20 protein-coding genes are annotated in these 18,919 nt (G+C 65.0%); 15 read left to right on the top strand and 5 right to left on the bottom strand.

Annotated elements, in window-relative coordinates; translation table 11 throughout:
* Positions 1 to 265: 265 nt before the first annotated feature.
* The 3 genes from C2847_RS02350 to C2847_RS02340 are packed head-to-tail and all read left to right on the top strand — an operon-like array spanning position 266 to position 2,050.
* The gene (locus tag C2847_RS02350) at positions 266 to 739 is read left to right on the top strand and encodes a pilus assembly FimT family protein (RefSeq protein ID WP_105316880.1); all 474 of its coding nucleotides are present in this window, start codon (positions 266 to 268) and stop codon (positions 737 to 739) included.
* Positions 736 to 1,107 (top strand): type IV pilus modification PilV family protein, encoded by a 372-nt coding sequence (locus C2847_RS02345; RefSeq protein ID WP_105316879.1) that lies wholly within the window; start codon positions 736 to 738, stop codon positions 1,105 to 1,107. Before C2847_RS02350 ends, C2847_RS02345 begins: the two co-directional genes overlap by 4 nt.
* 10 nt (positions 1,108 to 1,117) lie before the next feature.
* A complete protein-coding gene (locus C2847_RS02340; protein WP_164835610.1) occupies positions 1,118 to 2,050 on the top strand; it encodes a PilW family protein in 933 nt (310 codons plus the stop codon).
* Positions 2,051 to 4,016: 1,966 nt separating this feature from the next.
* Here the strand turns inward: C2847_RS02340 and C2847_RS02330 are convergent.
* Both C2847_RS02330 and C2847_RS02325 read right to left on the bottom strand, forming a co-directional pair.
* Positions 4,017 to 5,327 (bottom strand): acetyl-CoA hydrolase/transferase family protein, encoded by a 1,311-nt coding sequence (locus C2847_RS02330; RefSeq protein ID WP_105316877.1) that lies wholly within the window; start codon positions 5,325 to 5,327, stop codon positions 4,017 to 4,019.
* Positions 5,324 to 6,382 (bottom strand): NAD(P)-dependent oxidoreductase, encoded by a 1,059-nt coding sequence (locus C2847_RS02325; protein ID WP_105316876.1) that lies wholly within the window; start codon positions 6,380 to 6,382, stop codon positions 5,324 to 5,326. The genes C2847_RS02330 and C2847_RS02325 overlap by 4 nt, the downstream gene beginning before the upstream one ends.
* An 86-nt stretch (positions 6,383 to 6,468) precedes the next feature.
* Between C2847_RS02325 and C2847_RS02320 the strand changes: the two genes are divergently transcribed.
* Genes C2847_RS02320 through C2847_RS02305 form a run of 4 tightly spaced genes read left to right on the top strand, consistent with a single transcriptional unit; the run spans position 6,469 to position 9,119 of the window.
* A complete protein-coding gene (locus tag C2847_RS02320; RefSeq protein ID WP_105316875.1) occupies positions 6,469 to 6,945 on the top strand; it encodes a DUF456 domain-containing protein in 477 nt (158 codons plus the stop codon).
* Between the two features lie 11 nt (positions 6,946 to 6,956).
* The gene (locus C2847_RS02315) at positions 6,957 to 7,208 is read left to right on the top strand and encodes a glutaredoxin family protein (protein ID WP_105316874.1); all 252 of its coding nucleotides are present in this window, start codon (positions 6,957 to 6,959) and stop codon (positions 7,206 to 7,208) included.
* 8 nt (positions 7,209 to 7,216) lie between these two features.
* Positions 7,217 to 8,044 carry a prolipoprotein diacylglyceryl transferase gene (gene lgt / locus C2847_RS02310; protein WP_244187333.1) on the top strand — a complete coding sequence of 276 codons (828 nt, stop codon included), beginning with the start codon at positions 7,217 to 7,219 and terminating at the stop codon, positions 8,042 to 8,044.
* Between the two features lie 4 nt (positions 8,045 to 8,048).
* Complete coding sequence (locus tag C2847_RS02305; protein WP_105316872.1) at positions 8,049 to 9,119, top strand: cystathionine beta-lyase; 1,071 nt, start codon at positions 8,049 to 8,051, stop codon at positions 9,117 to 9,119.
* A gap of 41 nt (positions 9,120 to 9,160) precedes the next feature.
* Here C2847_RS02305 and C2847_RS02300 read toward each other — a convergent pair whose 3' ends face one another.
* Positions 9,161 to 9,625, bottom strand: a complete 465-nt coding sequence (locus C2847_RS02300; RefSeq protein WP_105316871.1) for an Hsp20/alpha crystallin family protein — start codon at positions 9,623 to 9,625, stop codon at positions 9,161 to 9,163.
* A 98-nt stretch (positions 9,626 to 9,723) separates the two neighbouring features.
* On the opposite strand from C2847_RS02300, the gene C2847_RS02295 reads away from it, so the two are divergent.
* The 3 genes from C2847_RS02295 to C2847_RS02285 are packed head-to-tail and all read left to right on the top strand — an operon-like array spanning position 9,724 to position 11,791.
* A complete protein-coding gene (locus C2847_RS02295) occupies positions 9,724 to 10,416 on the top strand; it encodes a sulfurtransferase (RefSeq protein WP_105316870.1) in 693 nt (230 codons plus the stop codon).
* Positions 10,413 to 11,048 carry an MBL fold metallo-hydrolase gene (locus C2847_RS02290; RefSeq protein ID WP_105316869.1) on the top strand — a complete coding sequence of 212 codons (636 nt, stop codon included), beginning with the start codon at positions 10,413 to 10,415 and terminating at the stop codon, positions 11,046 to 11,048. Before C2847_RS02295 ends, C2847_RS02290 begins: the two co-directional genes overlap by 4 nt.
* Entirely contained in the window at positions 11,036 to 11,791 is a 756-nt protein-coding gene (locus C2847_RS02285) for a zinc ribbon domain-containing protein (protein WP_105316868.1), read from the top strand. The genes C2847_RS02290 and C2847_RS02285 overlap by 13 nt, the downstream gene beginning before the upstream one ends.
* On the opposite strand, the gene C2847_RS02280 is transcribed toward C2847_RS02285, so the two are convergent.
* Positions 11,788 to 12,216: an OsmC family protein gene (locus C2847_RS02280; protein WP_105316867.1), complete on the bottom strand. Its 429-nt coding sequence runs from the start codon at positions 12,214 to 12,216 to the stop codon at positions 11,788 to 11,790. The two genes, C2847_RS02285 and C2847_RS02280, sit on opposite strands and share 4 nt — an antisense overlap.
* 108 nt (positions 12,217 to 12,324) lie before the next feature.
* On the opposite strand from C2847_RS02280, the gene C2847_RS02275 reads away from it, so the two are divergent.
* The 5 genes from C2847_RS02275 (at position 12,325) to truA (ending at position 17,691) form a co-directional block, all read left to right on the top strand.
* Positions 12,325 to 13,101 (top strand): metalloenzyme, encoded by a 777-nt coding sequence (locus C2847_RS02275; protein ID WP_105316866.1) that lies wholly within the window; start codon positions 12,325 to 12,327, stop codon positions 13,099 to 13,101.
* An 84-nt stretch (positions 13,102 to 13,185) separates the two neighbouring features.
* On the top strand, positions 13,186 to 14,181 hold the full coding sequence (locus C2847_RS02270; protein WP_105316888.1) for an iron ABC transporter substrate-binding protein: 996 nt from the start codon (positions 13,186 to 13,188) through the stop codon (positions 14,179 to 14,181).
* 46 nt (positions 14,182 to 14,227) lie between these two features.
* Positions 14,228 to 15,781, top strand: coding sequence for an ABC transporter permease (locus C2847_RS02265; protein WP_105316865.1), 1,554 nt, complete (start codon positions 14,228 to 14,230; stop codon positions 15,779 to 15,781).
* Positions 15,760 to 16,812 (top strand): ABC transporter ATP-binding protein, encoded by a 1,053-nt coding sequence (locus C2847_RS02260; protein ID WP_105316864.1) that lies wholly within the window; start codon positions 15,760 to 15,762, stop codon positions 16,810 to 16,812. The genes C2847_RS02265 and C2847_RS02260 overlap by 22 nt, the downstream gene beginning before the upstream one ends.
* 111 nt (positions 16,813 to 16,923) lie before the next feature.
* Positions 16,924 to 17,691 carry a tRNA pseudouridine(38-40) synthase TruA gene (truA, locus tag C2847_RS02255; protein WP_105316863.1) on the top strand — a complete coding sequence of 256 codons (768 nt, stop codon included), beginning with the start codon at positions 16,924 to 16,926 and terminating at the stop codon, positions 17,689 to 17,691.
* Between the two features lie 39 nt (positions 17,692 to 17,730).
* Here truA and C2847_RS02250 read toward each other — a convergent pair whose 3' ends face one another.
* Positions 17,731 to 18,918, bottom strand: coding sequence for an ABC transporter permease (locus tag C2847_RS02250; RefSeq protein WP_105316862.1), 1,188 nt, complete (start codon positions 18,916 to 18,918; stop codon positions 17,731 to 17,733).
* Position 18,919: the final 1 nt, after the last annotated feature.

Genomic DNA, 18,919 nt, shown 5'->3' with positions numbered 1-18,919 from the left:
CCCTTCAAGGATACAAGACTTTTACGACAGCCTCTAAGAGGTGTGTCCCCGGAAGGGGGGTGTCTTCGAGGGGGCGGGGAGAAGGCTTGTGCAAAGCGGATTACCGAGCGCTGCCTGGTCGGGGACGGGGGGTCTTCCAAAGAAAGATAGGGGCGGGAGCCTTTGGGAGGCTATTCCCTCCTCGTCTGGTTTTCCTATCCCCCCAAAAGGGGGATGGAAGAGGGCTAATATTGGCCTAAGATGGCGAAAGAAGGGAGGAAGCCCCGTGCGTAGCCCAGGTGCCACACTGGTAGAGCTCCTTGCGGTCCTCGGGATTTTGGGGATTGTGGCGGCCATTGGCGTGCTAAACCTGCGACCCCTTAGCGATCCTCTACAAGACGCCGTGGCGCAGGCCGAAGGGTACCTGAAGCAGGTACGGGCCAAGGCCATGGCCACCACTTCCGCTTACCGGGTAGAGCTGGGCCCTAGCGGCTTCAGGGCCTGGTATGCCTCAAGCTGTCGGGGGGCCAACTTCACCGAGGACACGGCGCTTCGCCTGGACCTACCCCAGGGGGTGCGCCTCGAGGCGCGCTGGGCCCAGTCGGGCCAGGCCTTCGCGCCATCGGACTGGGTGTGCTTTACCAGCCGGGGCCTCTTGTTGGCTTCCCAAGGTAAGGAACCTTTGCTGGAGTTCCGGGACGGAAGGGGCCGGGTGAAGACCTTGCGGATCATGCTGGGTGGGGGGGTGGTGCGGCCATGAAGCGGGGGCTCACGCTGGTAGAGGTACTCGTGGCCCTAGCCATTCTGGCTCTAATAGGTCCCATCTTGGCGGGTTTCCTCGGCTACCTTCGGGTCAACACCCGCACGGAACTCCGGAGCCAAGCGGTTACCCTAGCTCAAGAACGCTTGGAGGCCCTCCGCCTGGTGGACATTACTTCCTTGCCCACAAGTGGGTGCCAAGAAGCCGACCAAACCCGGGCCGGGCGCACGTACCGGATCAGGACCTGCTATTGTACCCAGGCGGTCCTGTGTGGTTCCGGGGCACGGCACATCCGCGTGGAGGTGTACTTGGGGAGGGAGGCGGCACCCCTTTACACGGTGGAAACCGTCTACACCAAGCTGGAGTGAAGGAGGGAACGTGCGCAAGAGCGGTTTCACACTCATAGAACTCTTGGTGGCCTTAGGGATCGGCGCGCTTCTCTTGGGACTCCTGCTATCCACCACCTTGGCCAACCGCCGCCTCTACGTTTTGGACCAGTCCCGTACCGCCACCAACCAGAACCTACGCGCTGCCCTAGACCTCCTGGTGGCCGACGTGCGCCAGGCGGGGGAGCGCCTCCCGGCGGACTTCCCGGCGGTGGTGGTGAAGCAGGGGGCAGGGGGTGCCCCGGACCAGCTGATCCTGCGGCGGAACCTCCTGGACGAGGTCTTACTCCTCTGCGACCAAAACGGCATCAACGGCAACCAGGACAACATTCCCGTGGCCGTGCGCCCGCAGGACCTGAACCAGCTTCCCGAGGCATACCGGAGCATCTGCCAGTTTAGGGATGGCGATGGCAACAACATGGACGACCGCATCGACCGCTGGCGGGCCTTCCGCTGCGCCCAAGATGGGAACCCCGTCTGCGCCACCGGCACCAACCACGGGGATAAGGTTCGGGCATACCTGTACGACCCGCGGACGGGGCAGGGAGAGTGGTTTGTGTACGATGCGGAGGACCAGTCTGGGGTCAAAATCCATAAGGGAAACGCGGAGCGTTGGCAGAATGCATACCCCTTGGGCTCCCGGGTTTACCTCTTAGAGGAGAGGCGTTACTTCGTGGCAGGCGCCCAGCTAAAGCTGGCCGAAAATGGGGAGGCCGACACCGCTGCCAAGGGTGTGGTGACAGGGGTGAGGGACTTCCAGGTGCGGGCGCAGGCGGGGGGTGCCTGGCTTTCCGGAGACTTTCCGCAAACGGGGCAGTCTTGGCGCGCCCTTCAGGGCTTGGAGCTTAGGCTCGTGGTCCGTGTGGGCCAGATGGAGCGGGAGCTGGTCACCAAGGCTTTCCCGCGCAACGTGCTTTCCCAGTGAGGAGGGACGGAATGCGTAAAGGTTTTGCCCTAGTGAGCACCCTAATCTTCCTGACGGTGCTGATGGCCCTGCTCACCGCCTATTTCGTGCTCACCCGCATCGAACTCGGCACCACGGCGGCCAGCGCCCGCCAGACCACGGGCTTTTACGCTGCCGAGGCGGGGCTCAACCTGCGGGCCGAGGAAGTGCGGCAGAAGTTTGAGGGCTACCGGATGCCCACGGGCATATCGCCTACGCCGCCAAACCCGTGCCAGGGAGGAAACCAGGGAAGTGGGGACTTTGGGTGCAAAACTTTCTCCCTTCAGGGGAGGCAGGTCATCACCTACGTCACGGAGGATGCACAAAACGCCAACCCCAGCTTACGGAGGAAGGTGGTACCTCCGGGGGAGCCCTACCAGGGCCTCATGATGGAGGAGTACGTCTACACCACCCTTTCCGAGGCCAAGGGCCCGGACGGGCGCACGGAAGCCATCCTGGAGATGCGCTTTAAGAACCGCCTCATTCCCCTTTTCCAGTTCGCGGTCTTTTACGAGAACGACTTGGAATTCAACCGCACCGCCCCCATGACTCTGAATGGGCCGGTGCACACCAACAACGACCTTTACCTAGACGCGGGGCGGCCAGACTCTACCCTTAGGGCCAACGGCAGGGTTACCGCCGCAGGCCGCATTTGGAGAGGAGACAAAGCCAACCGGGATAGCGGTGGCAACGTCCAGGTCTTTGACGGCACCAGCTACCGAACGGTCGACTCCACCGGAAGCCTGAGGGAAGTTCCTGAGAGCGAGCTAAGGCAGTGGAACGGCTGGATGCAGGGCCGCCAACCGCGCTTGGCTCCCCCTAGGCCTGCCACCCTCGATCCCCCGTGGCGGGGTAGTGCCCCGCTCTCAGAACGCCTTTACTGGAACCGGGCAGAAGTCCGGGTGGTGCTTAACCTGAATGCCGCGCCTCCTACTGTGGAGCTACGCACACCGGGTAATGTGGCGCTACCTTTTTTTGGCGGGGCCACGGCGTTGAATTGCGGTCTTGGCTTTTCCAACACCTTTTACAACAACCGCGAAAGAAGGTACATCCAAATGCTGGAGGTGGACCTTCGGGCTCTTCTTACCTGCGTACGGGATGGGCGGGTGCGTTCCCCCAATGGAAGCTTTATACCCTTGGACGACGACACAGACGGAGGGCTTGTCCTTTTCCTGACCGTCCGGGGGCCCGACAGCGACCGGGTGAACAACTACGGCGTGCGAGTGAGAAACGCGTCCACTTTAGCGGCGCAAGACGGTACTGTGGTCCGGGGACTAACTTTGGTCACCGACCAGGCCCTCTATCTGCAAGGAGACTTCAACGCCCAAAATTGGCGTCCAGCGGCCCTCATCAGCGACTCCATAAATCTTCTTTCTAACGCTTGGGAAAACTCCACCAGCTATCCGTCCTATGCGGGTTGCTTTGGCGGTACCAGGCAGCTCCAAGGAGACGCGAAGAGCGACCCTGGCTGCCGCAATCGGGGTAGGGGTTTCCCTAGCGGGGACAACCGTAATGACACCAATCGCTGGCTGCCACAGGCAGCGAACACCACGGTCAACGCGGCAGTGCTCACCGGAGCCAGCATTACCCCTACCCAAGGCGGCCAGGAAGGGGGCGGGGTACACAACATCTTCCGCTTCCATGAGCACTGGGGAAGTAACACCAGCTCGTGTTGCGGGTCAGTCGTCACCTACACCCCGGCTACCTTCTCCTTCTTGGGCTCCATCGTTAGCCTGTGGGAGCCCCGAAACGTCAGCGGGCCTTTCCATGTGGGCCCGCCCTGGTACCAGCCGCCGAACCGGAACTGGGGGTTTGACACCCGCTTCAGCGTGTTTCAGAACCTGCCCCCCCTCACGCCTATGGCGGTGTNGCGCGGGGGGGGGCCCCAAAGGGACCATGGGCACGCTGCTTCGGCTTTGGCCGATGGAGAGCCTTTGCGCGCGGGTACCTAGGGGTGGGGCCGAAACCCAGAGTACCCCCTGGGCAGGAGCTTCCGCTCCCAGGCAGCCTTTAGGAGCTCCTCCCGAAAATCGGGGTGGGCCACCTCAATGAGGGCCATGGCCCTCTCCCTTAGGGAGCGGCCAAAGAGCTTGGCCACGCCCCACTCGGTGACCACGTAGTGCACGTCCGCCCGGGTGGTGACCACCCCGGCCCCCGGCTTCAAGTAGGGAACGATACGGCTTTGCCCCTTGGCGGTGGAGGGAAGGGCGATGATGGGTTTGCCCCCCTCGCTCCGGGCCGCCCCGCGGATGAAGTCCAGCTGGCCCCCGAAGCCGGAGTAGATGCGGGTACCGATGGAGTCCGCCACCACCTGGCCGGTAAGGTCCACCTCGATGGCGGAGTTGATGGCCACCATCTTGCGGTTCTGGGCCACCACGAAGGGGTCGTTCACGTAGTCCGCGGGGTGGAGCTCAAAAAGGGGGTTGTCGTGGACGAAGCGGTAAAGCCGTTCCGAACCCAGGACAAAGGTGCCGATGACCTTGCCGGGGTGGAGGGTCTTCCTGGCCCCGGTGATGAGGCCCTTTTCAAAGGCCTCCAGCACCCCGTCGGAGATCATCTCCGTGTGCACCCCCAGGTCCCGGCGGCCTTCCAGGCTGGCCAAGACAGCGTCCGGGATGGCCCCGATGCCCATCTGCAAGGTGGCCCCATCCTCAATCAGGCTCGCCACTTGCTCCCCGATGCGCCTTTCCACCTCGCTAAACCCCTCCCGCTTTAGTTCGGGCAGGGGCCAGTCCAGCTCCACGATGGCGGTGAAGCGGGAGACGTGGACGAAGGTATCCCCCAGGGTTCTCGGCATCCTGGGGTTCACCATGGCGATCACGATGGGGGCCGCCTCGAGGGCCGCCTTGGTGGCGATCACCTCCACCCCCAAGGAGCAGAAGCCGTGCTCGTCGGGCGGGGAAACCTGGACGATGGCGGCATCCAGAGTAAGGATGCACCTTTTGAAGAGCCAGGGCACCTGGTGGAGCATGATGGGCACGTAGTCCGCCCGGCCCTGGTTCACCGCCTCCCGGTCCGTGGGGCCCACGAAGAGGGAGCGGCGTCGGAAGTGCCCCTCCATCTCCGGGGAGGCAAAGGGATCCTCCCCCATCTGCAGGAGGTGCACCAGTTCCACGTTCTCCAGCTCCTCCTTGCGGGCGGCTAGGGCCTCGAGGAGGGGCGTGGGGGTGGCGGCGTTTCCGGAAACGAAGACCCGCATCCCGGATCGGATGAGGGTGACGGCATCCTCGGGAGAGGTCAGCTTCTTGCGGTAGCTCATTCCAGATGGCCTCCTTTCTGACCCAGGAGGAGGTAAGCCCCTTGCCGGAGCTCGGGAACCCCCAAAGGATCCTCCTCCACCTCCAGGAGAAAGGGCAAAAGGGTGGCGGTGAGGGCGTGGCTGCTGGTACGGGGCACCAGGGCGGGAACGTTGGGGAGGCAGAAGTGGGTGATGCCCATCTCCTGGTACACCCCCACCCGGCTGGTTTCCGCAATTCCCCCCTGGTCGATGGCGAAGTCCAGGAGCACGGCCCCCGGGCGCATGCGGGAGAGCAGGGCCCGGCTTAGGAGGAGGGGGGCCCTCTCCCCAGGCACCGCCACCGCCCCCACCAGGACGTCGGCGAAGGCGGCGTACCGCTCCAGCCGGCTTTGGGTGATGAGGGCGGTAACCGCCCCCTTGGCCTCCTTGGAGGCTTCCTCCAGGGCGGAAAGCTCCTTGTCCAGGAGGTAGACCGAGACCCCCATCCCCAAAAAGGCGCGGGCCGCCGCCCTTCCCAAAACCCCCGCCCCTAGGATGACCACATCCGCAGGGGGAATCCCGGGTAGGCCCGAAAGGAGCACCCCGGGGCCAAAGGGAGCCTCCAAAAGCCTTCCCGCAATCTGGGGGGCCAGGCGGCCTGCGATCTCGCTCATGGCCTTGAGCACGGGGCGCCTCCCCCCGGCTCCGATGAGCTCATAGCCGATGGCGGTCAAACCCTTTTCCGCCATGGCCTCCACCAGGGAGGATTCCGCCACCGCCAGGTGCATGAAAGCCATGACCGTGGCTCCGGGCCGGAGCAGGGCGATCTCCTCGAGGGTAGGCCTTCCCACCTTCAAGACCATCTCCCCACGGCCAAAGGCTTCCTCCCGGCTCACCAACCGGGCCCCGGCCTCCTCGTAGGCCCCATCGGGGAAGCCCGCCCGCTCCCCTGCCCCCCGCTCCACGTAGACCCGGTGGCCCCTATCCACCAGCTCCCGCACCCCTTGGGGGGTAAGAGCCACCCGGCCCTCCCGCACCTCCCCGAAGGGGGGTTGGGTCTTGACCACGCCTTGCTCCTTGGGTAGGCCAAACTCCATACCCGCCTCCTCGCCTAGAGCTTAAGGCCCTGCCTCAGGGCGGATGTCCTTTTCCTTCTCATGAAATCCCACCCTAGGCTTTCTTCGTGGATGCCTTCGCCGACTGGCTCTTCGTGGTCCTCTGGGGGACGGGGGTGCTCCTCACCCTGGTGCCCTTCGTCCCTGCCACCCTCCTGATCCTGGCGGCCGCCCTCCTCCACGAGGCCCTGGTGGGCTTCCGGGAGGTTTCCCTGGGCCTGTGGCTGACCCTGGGGGTCCTGGCCCTTCTGGCCATGAGCCTGGACAACCTGGCCACCCTCCTGGGAGCCAGGAGGTACGGAGCCGGACGGGCAGGGCTTTGGGGAGCGTTTTTGGGAGGGCTTTTGGGCCTCTTCCTGGGGGTGGTGGGGGTTTTGGTGCTGCCCTTTGTCCTGGCCTGGCTCTTTGAGTACCTTTCGGGGCGTAAACCCGAGGAGGCCCTTCGGGCGGCCTGGGGCACCCTGGTGGGCCTCATGGGGGGCATGGTGGCCAAGGTGATCGTCCACGTGGCCATGGGGCTTTTGGTGATCCGGGCCGTCTTCTGAAGCTCTGGGGTATGCTTTTCCCCATGGACTTCGTCTTCGTCACCCGGAAAGGGTGCGGCCTCTGCGAGAAGGCGGAGCGGTCCCTTTGGACCCTGCGGGTGCCCTATGTGCGCCGCGACATAGACCAGAACCCCGAGCCTTTCCGGCTTTACGCCGCCCGGGTGCCGGTGCTCCTTCTGGGGGAGGAGGTGCTCCTGGAAGGGGCCTTCGGGGAGAAAGAACCTGCAGCCCAGATCAGCGGGCTTTTGGGAGGCGACGCATGAAGCCCACCATGATTCAAATAGGTCCCTTGCGCATCCAGTGGTACGGCTTCCTCCTGACCCTGGCCATCTTCATCGGCTTTGAGCTGGCCAAGCGCAGGCTTAGGGCCTGGGGGTTGGATGCGGAGAAGTTCGAGGTAGTGGCCTTCTGGGCAGTCATCTTCGGGGTGGTGGGGGCCCGGTTGGGCTACGTGCTCACCTCCCCCGGCTACTTCCTGCACAACCCCGTGGAGGTCCTGTACATCTGGCACGGGGGCCTCTCCTTCCATGGGGCCATTTTGGGCGGGGCCCTGGTTTTCCTCTATTTCCATAAGCGCAAAGGCTATCCCCTCTGGCCCTACCTGGACGCCGCCACCCCGGGGGTGGCCCTGGGCATCATCGCCGGGAGGATTGGGAACCTGATGAATGGCTCGGATACCGTGGGCCGCCTCACCTCCTTGCCCATCGGCTTCACCTGGCCGGAGTGGGCCAAGGGCTTCCCGGGAATCTGCCCCGGCATAGAGGACATCTCCCAGGTGTACCGGTGCGCGGAGCTTCTTCGGGGCCCCGTGCACCTCACCCAGATCTATGGGGCCCTGGTGGGCCTTATCCTCCTGCTCCTCTCCTACCATTGGCTTCGCAAAAAGCCCTTTTACGGGTATGCCTTCTGGAACTTCATCCTCTGGTACAGCGTCCTCCGCTCGGTCCTCGAGGAGCCCTTCCGGCTGAACCCCTTGTGGCTTCCCGTGTACCGCAATGACGAGCTGGGCATCGGTCTCTTCACCGCCACCCAGGTGGTGAGCCTGCCCCTCATCCTCCTTTCCTGGTACATGCTTCGGCGCCTGGGCCGGTTAAGATAAGCCCATGGTGCTTCCCCCCCGCAAGGACTCGTTGAAGTGGGGCACCTACCCTGAGGACGTCCTGCCCCTTTGGGTGGCGGACATGGACTTCCCCGTGGCCGAGCCCATCCAGAGGGCCATACGGGAAAGGGCCGAGGGTTTTTTGGGTTACCCGCCCCGGGAGGGGGACCTCGAGCTTAAGGCCCTCATCCTGGAACAAACGGGCTTAGAAGGCGAGGTGGCCTTCATGCCCGGGGTGGTGGTGGGGCTCTACGGGGCGGTAGCCGCCTTCACCGCCCCTGGCCAGGGGGTCTTGACCCAGGTCCCCGTATACCCCCCGTTTCTGGCCGCCATCCGCCAGCAGAAACGCACGATCCTGGCCAATCCTTTGCGGGAAACCGAGGAGGGGTACAGGCTGGACCTCGAGGGCCTGGAGCGCCTGGCCTACGCCAGCCGGCTCCTCCTCTTCTGCCATCCGCAAAACCCCACGGGAAGGGTCTACGGCGAGGAGGAGCTTTCCGCTTTGGCCGCCATCGCCCGCAAGCACGACCTCATCGTGGTTTCCGATGAGCTCCACGCCCCTTTGACCTATGAGAGAACCCACGTGCCCTTGGCCCGCTTCCTTCCCGAGCGCACCCTCACCCTGCTGGGCCCGGGAAAGGCTTACAACCTGGCCGGGCTGCCCATTGGGGCAGCGGTGGGGCCTAGGCCCCTGGTGGAGGCCTTTAAGCGCCACCTGCCCCACACCTTCCCCAACGTGCTGGCCATGGCCGCCTGGAAGGCCGCCCTGCTGGAGGCTGGACCCTGGCTACGGGAAACCCTAGCCCGGCTCAAGGCCAACCGCGACCGGGTGGCGGCCTGGGCCAAGGAGATGGGCCTCGGGCACTTCGCTCCGGAGGGCACCTACCTGGCGTGGTTCAAAACCCCCATTCCCCAGGCGGCCACCTTCTTCCTCAAGGAGGCCCGGGTGGCCCTGAACCCCGGGGAAAACTTCGGGGAAGGATACGACCGCTACGTGCGCCTCAACTTCGCCACCTACCCCGAGGTGCTGGAGGAAGCCCTGAAGCGCCTTGCTGAGGCTCTAAAGAAAGTGTAAAACCCCCGGGGGACGTCCCCGGGGGGAAGGAGCTTCCGGGCTTACTGGACCACCTCGATGGGGATCCGCTTGGCCCGGGCCTCGGCCACCTTGGGCAGGGTGAGATGCAGGATCCCGTGGCGGAACTCCGCCTTGGCCTGGGAGGCATCCACCTCCACGGGGAGGGTGAAGGTGCGCACGAAGGAACCGTGAGGGATCTCCTGCAGGTAGTAGCGGCGCACCTTAACCTCCTCGGCGGGCTTCACCTGGCCCCTGACGGTGAGCTTGCTCCCCTCAAGGCTCACCTCGAGGTCCTCAGGCGCCAGGCCCGGCACCGCCATCTCCATGACCAAGGCCTCGTCGGTCTCGTAGAGGTCAGCAGGGGCCAGGTAGGTGGTCACGGGCCAGGCAAAGTCCCCCAAGACCTCCTCAAAGAGCCGGTTGGCCTCCTCCAGGAGGGAGAAAGGACCCCAAGTGCGGAAGGGAGTGATCTCCGCAGGGCGCACATCCCTACGAACCAGGGCCATACCTATCACCTCCTGTTTCACTTATATCACCTGCGTCTTGGTTTGTCAAGTATCCTTATCCTTTAATACCTACCCTTGCGCCCCCTATAATCAGGGGCATGGAAATCCCTCCTGAGGCCGTCTTGGTGGACACCCGGCCCAGGGCTGCCTACGAGGCAGGCCACCTGCCAGGCGCCCGCCACCTGGATCTTTCCGCCCCCAAGCTCCGCCTGCGGGATGAGGCGGAGCTCAAGGCCCTCGAGGCCGGCCTCACCGACCTCTTCCAGGAACTTGGCTTAAGAAGCCCGGTGATCCTCTACGACGAGGGCCTCACCAGCCGCCTTTGCCGTACCGCCTTCTTCCTGGGGCTTGGGGGGCTGGAGGTGGAGCTTTGGACCGAGGGCTGGGAAGCCCACGCCACCGAGCGGAATGAGCCCAAGCCCCAGCGCTCGGACACAATAGCCCGCCTCCGGCGGGACTGGCTCCTTACCGCCGACGAGGCGGCCAAGCACCCCCTTCTTTTGGACGTGCGAAGCCCCGAGGAACACCAGGGCAAGGTCCACCCCCCCTGCTGTCCCAGAGGCGGGCGTATCCCGGGAAGCCAAAACGCCCCCCTGGAGCTTTTTCTGGAGCTGGATAAGGTGCTAAAGCGGCTTGGCCTGGAGCCGGGGCAGGAGGTGGGACTCTACTGCCACTCCGGGGCCCGGAGCGCCGTGGCCTTCTTCGTGCTGAGAAGCCTCGGGGTACGGGCCAGGAACTACCTGGGCTCCATGCACGAGTGGTTAGGGGAGGGCCTTCCCACCGAGCCATGAGGGTCTACCGCTTGAGCGTGGGTTCCCTCCAGGAAAACGCCTACCTGGTGGAGGGGAAGGAAGGGACGGTGCTCATAGACCCCGGGGACGAAGCGGAGAGGATCCTGGCCCTCCTGGAGTCCACGGGGTTAACACCCGAGGCCATCCTCCTCACCCATGCCCACTTCGACCACGTGGGGGCGGTGGCCCCCTTGGTGAAGACCCTCTCCCTGCCGGTCTTCCTCCACCCCTTGGACCTTCCCCTTTACCGGCATGCGGCGGAGGCGGCCCACATGTGGGGCCTGGCCATCCCCGACCCGCCCCTCCCGGTAGAGCCTCTGGAAGAGGGGCAGATCCTTTACGGCTTCACCGTCTGGCACCTTCCCGGCCACAGCCCCGGCCATGTGGCCTTCATCCATCCCGGCGAGGCCGGGGAACCCCCCCGGGTCCTTTCCGGGGATCTCCTCTTCCAAGGGAGCATCGGCCGCTACGACCTGCCCGGGGCAAGCCGGGAAGACCTTTTCCGCTCTTTAAAACGCCTCCTCACCCTGCCCCAAAGGACGGTGGTCTACCCGGGGCATGGACCCAGCACCACCCTGGCTCTCGAGGCCAAGACCAACCCCTTCCTCCTCGGGTTAGAATGGGAAACGTGAACGGGGCGGATGCTCCCCACAGGGGACACCTTGAGGCGCTTAAGGCCCTTTATGACCTGCAGGAAAAGGACCTGGAGATAGACCGATTGCAAAAGGAGGCGGAAACCCTTCCCGAGGACCTGGTTTCCGTGAAGGCCCAGGTGGAGGCCCTGGAAGACCGGCTTGCCGACCTCCTGGAGCGCCAGGCGGAGCTTCGCAAGGAGTACAACCGCCACAGCCTGGATATAGAAGACCTCACCGCCAAGGAGAAGCAGGCGGAGGCCGAGCAGCGCCAGGCCCAAAGCGCCCGCGAGCAGACCCAGTACGAGAACCGCATCCAGCAGATCAAGGACCGCATCAAGGAGCTCCTGGAGCTTTCCACCCCCATCATGGAGGCCATGGAAAACCTGGAAAACGAGATCCAGGAGGTGGAAGCCGAGCTCGCCGCCTTAAGGCCCCGCTTGGAAGAGCTCTTAGAGGCCAACCGGGTAAGGGTGGAGGCCCTAAGGGCCGAGATCACCGTCAGGCTGGGGGAGCGCTCCCTCATGGCCCAGGCCATTCCTGCCCCTGTCCTGAAGGAGTACGAGACCATCCGCCGGGCCCGCAAGGGCACCGGCATCGCCCGCATGCGCCGCCAGGGCCAGGTCTTCCGTTGCGAGGGGTGCAACGTGGTCCTGCCCACCCACGTGGCGCAAAAGGTGGTACAGGGGCAGCTGGTGCGCTGCCCCTCCTGCGGCCGGCTTCTCTGGAAGGGGGAAGGTTAGGCCAGGCGGGCCTCGAGGGTAATCTCCCTCACCGCCCCCAGGGCCCGGGAAACCGGGCACCCTTCCTTGGCCGCCCGGGCGATCTCCTGGAATTCCTCCGGGGTTATCCCCGGCACCTCCGCCTCGGTGATGAGGTCAATCCGGGTAAGGGTGGCCTTCCCCTCCATCATCTCCAGGTGCACCCGGGCCTCCGTGGAAATCCTTTTTGGAGGAAACCCTGCCCGCTCCAAGGCTCCAGCCAGGGCCATGGAGAAGCACCCCGCATGGGCGGCGGCGATGAGCTCCTCGGGGTTGGTCCCCGGCCCCTCCTCAAACCGGGAGGGGAAGGAATAGGGCCCCTCAAAGGCCTGGCTCTGCAACTTCATCAGACCGCGACCGTCACGCAAACCGCCTTCCCATACCGCATTGGCCTTTCTAACCGGCATAGCTGTACCCCCAGTGCCAGGATACCTGGAACCAAGAGGAAGCTCCGGTGAGGAAAGGCACGTTTCCTCTGGTTTGACTAAGGAGAACCACGGGCGCACACTATAGGCGTGCTCTTCCTCTTTGTGGACGGCCTGGGCCTGGGAGAGGCCTTGGAGGAGCTCTTTCCCTTTCTTTTGGAGCTCTCCCCCAAGGCCTTGGACGCCACCTTGGGGGTGGAGGGCCTGCCCCAGTCGGGCACAGGCCAGACCACCCTCCTTACCGGGGTCAATGCCGCCAGGCTGCTAGGCCATCATCAAGGGCCTTTTCCTAGCCCCAGGATCAGGCCCCTTCTCCAGAAAAGCCTGTACGCCTGGGCGAAGGAAACAGGCCTGCGCGTTCTCCACGCCAACGCTTACCGCCCGGAATACCTAAAGCGGGCCACCGGGGGAAGAAGGCTTCTCCTTTCCGCCTTCGCCCAGGCCGCCCTGATGGCGGACCTGCCCCTTCTGCCCCTGGACCACCCCAAGGCCCTCCCTCCTGGGCTCTGGGAGGATCCCTGCGGTGCTGGCGCTCAGGCGGCGGCCTTGGCCCGGAGCTTTGACCTGGTGGTCCTGGAGTACTGGGCGTTGGACCTCTTCGCCCACCGCTTCCCGCATACCTTGCCGGAACGCTTTCGCGAGCTTTCCCTATTCGTAAAGGGCTTCCTGGAGGCAGGCGGCACCCTCCTCCTCACCTCCGATCACGGCAACGCCGAGGAACCCTGGCACCCCAAGCACACCCGAAACCCTGTACCCCTGGTGTATACCGGAGAAACCCCCTTCTGGCCACAAGACCTGGTGGGGGTGTTCCCCTGGCTGCAAGTGATTATCACTTCTAAACTTACAAAATCCGACCGGAATACTTGACTTTAATCCCCCCGTGGGGTAAAGTCCCCAGGCAGAGGGCGCCCTCGCCCCGGGGAACCCCTGGGGATGCAGGAAGGAGGCAAGATGCAGCTTAGAAGGTTCATAACCCTGATCGGCCTTGCGGCTTTAGGACTGGCCTTTGCCCAGCAGCAGACCCTAACCCTCTACTCCGGGCGGGGGCAGAGCCTGGTGGAACCCTTGGTGAAGCAGTTCCAGGCGGAAACGGGTATCCGGGTCCAGGTGCGCTACGGCACCGACGCTCAGATCCTGGCGGCCCTGCAGGAGGAAGGAAGCCGTTCCCCGGCGGATGTCTTCTGGGCCAACACCACAGGCGCCTTGGGCCAAGCAGCCAGCAAAGGGCTCTTACGGCCTCTGGGGGACACCCTCCTTAGGCAACCCGTGGCCTTCGTACCCGCCTCCAAGGCCTGGGTGCCAGTGACCCTGCGCCTGAGGGTGCTGGCCTATAACCCCCAGAAGCTTAAGCCGGAAGAGCTCCCCGCAAGCATCCTGGACCTCCCCCGCTTCGCCCAGGAAAGGGGCCTGGTGGGCCGGGTGGGCTGGACCCCCACCTACTCCAGCTTCCAGGACATGGTGGCGGGGATGATCGCCCTTTACGGGGAAGGCAGGACCCGGGAGTGGCTTTCCGCCATGAAGGCCCTAAACCCCAAGGGCTACGCCTCCAACCCGGCCATGCTGGACGCCATCCGCGCCGGGGAGATCGACCTTGGCTCCACCAACCACTACTACGTGGTGCGCTTCCGCCGGGCCGGGTACAACCTGGGGTTGCACTCCTTTAAGGACGGGGACGCCGGCAATCTGGCCTTGGTTACAGGAGCAGGCATCCTCAAGACCTCCAAGAACCTGGTGGCCGCAAACCGCTTCCTCACCTACCTGCTTTCCCCCAAGGGGCAGCAGTACTTCGCGGGCACCGTGGGGGAATACCCCTTGGTGAAGGGGGTGGTGGCCGATGCCCACCTCCTGCCCCTCGAGGAGGCCCTGGCGAAAAGCCCCAAGCTGGACTTTGAGAAGCTCCCCCTGGACCAGGCCCTAAGGCTCCTAAGGGAACTGGGGATTCTCTAGGACCACCCCCTCCCCCCGGATCCGGGGGCGAGCGCCGAAGCCGAAGATGACCAGCGCAAGAAGGCTCTACCAACTTCCCGGGCTCCTGCCCTTCCTGGTGCCCGCCCTCCTCACGGGGGGCGGGGTGGCCCTTCCCCTCCTCTACCTAGCCTTAAGGGCCCTGGAGGCCGATCCCGAAACCCTTCGGGATATCCTCCTCCGTCCCAAGAACCTGGAGCTGGTGAAGAACACCCTTTCCCTTCTCCTCGGGGTCCTCCTTTTCACCACCCTCATCGCCCTGCCCCTGGCCTTCCTCACCACCCGCACCGACCTCAAGGGGAAGCGCCTCTTCTCCATCCTCCTCACCCTGCCCTTGGCCATCCCCGGCTACGTGGGGGCCTACGTGATCCTTTCGGCCACGGGGCCCGGGGGAATCCTCCCCCTGCCGCGCCTCGAGGGGTACTGGGGAGCGCTTTTGGTCCTCTCCCTCATCACCTACCCCTACCTCTTTCTGGGTTTGCGGGCCGCTTTTTTGGGGCTGGACCCCAGCTTGGAGGAAGCCGCCCGAACCCTGGGGGTGGGACCCTTAAGGGCCTTTTTCCAGGTGGTCTTTCCGCAACTCTTCCCCGCCCTCCTTTCGGGGTACCTGGTGGTGGGCCTCCACGTCCTGGGGGATTTCGGCACCGTGAGCCTCCTTCGCTACGAAACCTTCTCCTACGCCATTTACCTTCAGTACAGCGCCGCCTTTGACCGGGTGTACGCCGCCTGGCTGGCCCTTTTCCTCCTCCTCTTTACCGGAGGGCTTCTCCTGTTGGAAGGCACCTTCCTCCGCCGCCTTAGCCTGGCCCGCACGGGAAAGGGCAGCGGGAAAAAGGCCAGGTCCGTGCGCCTGGGCGGGTTCACCCCCTGGGCTTACCTCCTACTCCTCCTCCCCGTCCTCCTGGCCCTGGTCCTCCCCCTTTATGCCCTTTTCCACCTGGCAAGCCGCTTTCCCCGGGAACACCTCACCGGGCTTTGGGAAGCCCTCTCCCACTCCGCCATGGCCGCCATCCCCGCCTCCTTTCTGGCCGTGGGCATGGCCCTGCCCATCGCCTACCTGGCGGTGCGCTACCCCTCGCCGGCCTCCCGCTTCCTGGAAAGGCTGGGCTATCTGGGCTACACCATCCCCCCTTTGGCCTTTGCCCTGGCCTGGATCTTCTTCAGCCTGAAAAGCCTTCCCTTCCTCTACGGCACCCTGCCCCTCCTCATCCTGGTTTTGGCCTTCCACTTCCTGGCCGAGGGCCTGGGGCCGGTGCGGGGGGCGCTTTACCAGGTGCCAAGGCGCCTCGAGGAGGCGGCCAGGACCCTGGGGGACACCCCGGCGCGGGCCTTCTTCCGCGTCACCTTCCCCCTCCTCTGGCGGGGAGCGGTGGCGGGAGGGGCCCTGGCCTTCATCGGGGCGGTGAAGGAGCTACCCATTACCCTTCTCCTGGCGCCCATGGGCTACGCCACCTTGGCCACGCGGGTTTTCAGCTACACTCAGGAAGCCATGTTCGCCGAGGCCGCCCCCTTCGCCCTCCTCATCGTCCTGCTCTCGGCGGCCTTCGTGGGGGTGTTACTTTGGAGCGAGCGCCGCTTCTAACCCTGCAGGGCATTGTCAAGCGCTTCGGGAAGCACCAGGTGCTTAAGGGAATCGACCTCGAGGTCTACCCCGGGGAGATCCTGGCCCTTTTGGGACCCTCGGGCTGCGGCAAGACCACCCTCTTGAGGGTGGTGGCCGGGTTGGAAAACCCGGAGGCAGGGCGGATTTTCCTGGAAGGCAAGGAGATCACCTCCCTGCCCCCGGAAAAGCGGGGCATCGGCTTTGTCTTCCAGGACTACGCCCTTTTCCCCCACCTCACCGCCTTGGGCAACGTGGCCTTCGGCCTTAAGGGAAAAGACCGCCACGAGAAGGCCAGGAAGGCCCTGGAGCGGGTGGGCATGACCCTCTTCCAGGACCGCAAGCCCGGGGAGCTTTCCGGGGGGCAGCAGCAGCGTATCGCCCTGGCCCGGGCCCTGGCCCCGGGGCCGAAGCTGGTCCTCCTGGACGAGCCCTTTTCCAGCTTGGACGCAAGCCTTCGGACCAGCACCCGGGAGGAGGTGCGCAAGATCCTCAAGGAAACGGGCACCACCGCCCTCCTGGTCACCCACGACCAGGAGGAGGCCCTCTCCTTCGCCGACCGTCTGGGGGTGATGCGGGGAGGAAGGCTAGAGCAGGTGGGTACCCCGGAGGAGGTCTACCTCAGGCCCAAGACCCCCTTCGTGGCCCAGTTTCTGGGGCGGACCAACCTGCTTTCGGGGGAAGGGTTTGGGCGGCATGCGGAGACCTGCCTGGGCCCGGTGCCCCTGGCGGAGCCCGCCCACGGACCCCTTCTCCTCTCCCTGCGCCCCGAGGCCCTGAAGCTCCTGCCCCCAGAAGCGCCCGAAGGAGCCCTAGGCGAGGTGCTGGCCCGGGAGTTCAAGGGGCACGACCTCACCTACCGGGTGCGCCTTTTCTCCCCGGAGAAGGAGATCCTGGCGCAGGAGGGACCGGAAAGCCCCTTCCGCGTGGGGAACCGGGTGCGGCTCAAGGTGGTGGGAAAGGGCGTGGCCCTCGAGGGGCATCCCTCCAAGGCCCCGGTGGGGGTGGACTAATACCACCCCTGGCTTGCGCCAGGGTGGGAGCCCCGGAAAACGCCTTGGGGTGGCCGAGAACTCGGTGTAGCTCAGGGAAGGATGCACGGGAACAAGGGATAAGCTGGGTTCGTGCGCCGCATCCTGATCCTCACTGAGTACGATGGCACCCATTTCGCTGGGCTTCAGCGCCAGCGGCCTGGCCTGCGCACCGTGCAGGGGGAGCTGGAAAGGATTTTGCCGGAAATCGGGGCCCTGCCCAAAGCGGTGGCCGCAGGCCGCACCGACGCTGGGGTGCATGCCCTGGCCATGCCCTTCCACTTTGACCTCTTAAGCAAGATTCCCACAGAGAGGATCCCCGAGGCCCTGAACCGCCTTCTCCCTGAGGACCTAAAGGTGATCACCGCCAAGGAGGTGGCCCCAGGCTTCCATGCCCGCAAGGAGGCCCTTTGGCGGGCTTACCTTTACCGCCTCCTCCTGAGGCCCCACCCCTCTCCCCTCCTCCGCCACCGGGCCCTTTGGATCCGCCACTCCCTGGACCTCGCCGCCATGCAGGAGGCCCTCGCCCACCTCCCGGGCCGGCACAGCTTCCTGGGCTTCGCTAAGGAGGAAGTGCGGGCAGGGGAAAGGGAGCTTTACGAGGCCCGCATGGAGGAGGTGGAAGGGGAAGCAGGCAGGGAGCTACGCTTCTACTTCCGGGGCCAAAGCTTCCTCCGGGGCCAGGTGCGGGGCATGGTGGGCACCCTCTTGGAGGTGGGCCTGGGGAAGCGCCCCCCCGAAAGCCTGAGGCTCATTTTGGAAACCGCCGACCGCCGCCTGGCGGGCCCCAGCGCCCCGCCCCAGGGGCTTTACTTCCTCGAGGCCCGCTACCCCGAGGACCGGCTCTCCCCAAAGGGCTAAGGGCCGGGGCGTACCCCGGCCCTTCCCAAGGACAGGGGCCTAGAGGCGGCTCCTCGGGTCCAAAGCGTCCCGGAGGCCGTCGCCCAGGTAGTTGAAGGCCAGCACCGTGATGAAGATCATAAAGCCCGGGGGCAGGGCCAGCCAGGGCGCGGTGAAGATGTACTCCTGGGCGTTGGTGAGCATGTTACCCCAGGTGGCCACCGGGGGCTGGATGCCGAAGCCCAAGAAGGAAAGGGCGGCCTCGGTAAGGATGGCGCCACCTACCTGTAGGGTGGCCTGCACAATAAGGGGGGCCATGGTATTGGGCACCAGGTGGCGGAACATGATGCGAGCGTCTGTAGCCCCCAACGCCTGGGCGGCGGTGGCGTAATCCTGCTCTCGAAGGGAGAGGATGTTCCCCCGCACCAGCCTTGCGGTGCCCAGCCATCCGAAGAGGACCAGGATGGTGATGATGATGAACACGCTGGCGGCATCCCCGAAGACCCCTTGCGCCCACTGCCCCACCTTCACCCCAGGGTCGCGCAGGAGGGCGGAGAGCACCAAGAGAAGGGGCAGGGTGGGAATGGTGAGCATGAAGTCGATGAGGCGGCTGATGGCCACGTCCAGGTCCAGGCGGATCTGCCCTTTAAGGCCGTACCAGGCAGCCCAGAGCACCAAGGCTAGGGTTAAGCCAAAGCCCAGGTAGCTTCCCACGCTCCCCGCCCGCACGCCGTCCTCCGCCAGGGTCCAGGCGATGGAGAGGACCAGGTACAAGGCCCCGTAGTAGAGGAACCAAGAGAACACCCGCCACAAGGCGAAGCTCCAGGGGTAAAACCCCTCCTTCTCCCGGCGTAGTGGACCCAGGTAAAAGCGCAGGGGCCTGCCGGAGAAGTACCCCGCCAGGGTGCCCATGATGGTCCCCAAAATCACGCTGGAGAAGGCCACGGCGAAGCCCACCAGAAGCGAGATGCGCGAACCGTAGATGATGCGGGAGAGCACGTCCCGCCCCAGGTCATCGGTGCCCAAAAGGTGCTCCCTGGAGGGGGGGTTGAAGTAGTACTGCCCCACGTCCTCCCCCGTGGGCTGGGCGGTGGGGTCGTAAGGGGCGATCCAGGGAGCTAGGATGGCCATCAAGATGAGCAACACGATGACCACTAGGCCGGCCATGGCCATCTTGTGCCGCCTTAGGCGGCGCCAAAAAAGGCTGGCGAAGGTGCGGGGTTTGGCCTTCACAGCTTGCGTTGCCATG

This window comes from Thermus tenuipuniceus (genome assembly GCF_002964845.1).
Classification (GTDB): Bacteria; Deinococcota; Deinococci; order Deinococcales; family Thermaceae; genus Thermus; species Thermus tenuipuniceus.
This window is presented reverse-complemented; position numbering and strand designations above follow the sequence as displayed.

What these genes read in the sequence shown, in the direction of transcription:
- C2847_RS02345 (WP_105316879.1), top strand. Translation starts at nt 736, where the DNA reads ATGAAGCGGGGGCTCACGCTGGTAGAGGTACTCGTGGCCCTAGCCATT.
- C2847_RS02330 (WP_105316877.1), bottom strand. Translation starts at nt 5,327, where the DNA reads ATGAGCTACCGCAAGAAGCTGACCTCTCCCGAGGATGCCGTCACCCTC.
- C2847_RS02325 (WP_105316876.1), bottom strand. Translation starts at nt 6,382, where the DNA reads ATGGAGTTTGGCCTACCCAAGGAGCAAGGCGTGGTCAAGACCCAACCC.
- C2847_RS02315 (WP_105316874.1), top strand. Translation starts at nt 6,957, where the DNA reads ATGCTTTTCCCCATGGACTTCGTCTTCGTCACCCGGAAAGGGTGCGGC.
- lgt (WP_244187333.1), top strand. Translation starts at nt 7,217, where the DNA reads ATGATTCAAATAGGTCCCTTGCGCATCCAGTGGTACGGCTTCCTCCTG.
- C2847_RS02305 (WP_105316872.1), top strand. Translation starts at nt 8,049, where the DNA reads ATGGTGCTTCCCCCCCGCAAGGACTCGTTGAAGTGGGGCACCTACCCT.
- C2847_RS02300 (WP_105316871.1), bottom strand. Translation starts at nt 9,625, where the DNA reads ATGGCCCTGGTTCGTAGGGATGTGCGCCCTGCGGAGATCACTCCCTTC.
- C2847_RS02295 (WP_105316870.1), top strand. Translation starts at nt 9,724, where the DNA reads ATGGAAATCCCTCCTGAGGCCGTCTTGGTGGACACCCGGCCCAGGGCT.
- C2847_RS02290 (WP_105316869.1), top strand. Translation starts at nt 10,413, where the DNA reads ATGAGGGTCTACCGCTTGAGCGTGGGTTCCCTCCAGGAAAACGCCTAC.
- C2847_RS02285 (WP_105316868.1), top strand. Translation starts at nt 11,036, where the DNA reads ATGGGAAACGTGAACGGGGCGGATGCTCCCCACAGGGGACACCTTGAG.
- C2847_RS02280 (WP_105316867.1), bottom strand. Translation starts at nt 12,216, where the DNA reads ATGCCGGTTAGAAAGGCCAATGCGGTATGGGAAGGCGGTTTGCGTGAC.
- C2847_RS02270 (WP_105316888.1), top strand. Translation starts at nt 13,186, where the DNA reads ATGCAGCTTAGAAGGTTCATAACCCTGATCGGCCTTGCGGCTTTAGGA.
- C2847_RS02265 (WP_105316865.1), top strand. Translation starts at nt 14,228, where the DNA reads ATGACCAGCGCAAGAAGGCTCTACCAACTTCCCGGGCTCCTGCCCTTC.
- C2847_RS02250 (WP_105316862.1), bottom strand. Translation starts at nt 18,918, where the DNA reads ATGGCAACGCAAGCTGTGAAGGCCAAACCCCGCACCTTCGCCAGCCTT.